At 64.1% G+C, this 396-nt stretch carries 1 pseudogene; it reads left to right on the top strand.

Annotation, left to right across the window (positions count from 1 at the left end):
- A pseudogene (locus EOB49_RS34800) lies at positions 1-352 on the top strand (excinuclease ABC subunit B); the annotation flags it as partial.
- Between the last annotated feature and the right edge of the window lie 44 nt (positions 353-396).

Genomic DNA, 396 nt, shown 5'->3' with positions numbered 1-396 from the left:
CGGCGCGGTGTCACGCTCGCTGTTCAAGAAACAGTCGGCCGAAGAGGCGCACGGTTCCGACTTCGGCATTCCCGGCGACGCCACCAAGCCACTGTTCAAGAAGAACTCGCTCGATGAAATGACTGTACGGCGGACGGAAAAGCCAGTCGAAGGAAAAGTGCCAGCCAAGCCGCAGCCAATCTCCCCCCAAGTGGGGGAGATGCCCGGCAGGGCAGAGGGGCGCGCGAAGGAACGCGACGATTCCGCTAAGCCAATCGTTCGCCAGCGCGCCGGCATCGGCTCATACGAGGATCCAGGCGACGCACGCCGCGACAAACGCCGGCCGGGGAAGACGGGACGGCCGGGGAAGTAGGTTCAAATTGTTCGAAATGCCGGCGGGACAGCGCCCCCCTCTGT

The sequence above is a fragment of the Mesorhizobium sp. M7A.F.Ca.MR.148.00.0.0 genome, assembly GCF_003997735.1.
In the GTDB taxonomy this organism is placed as follows: Bacteria; Pseudomonadota; Alphaproteobacteria; order Rhizobiales; family Rhizobiaceae; genus Mesorhizobium.
This window is presented reverse-complemented; position numbering and strand designations above follow the sequence as displayed.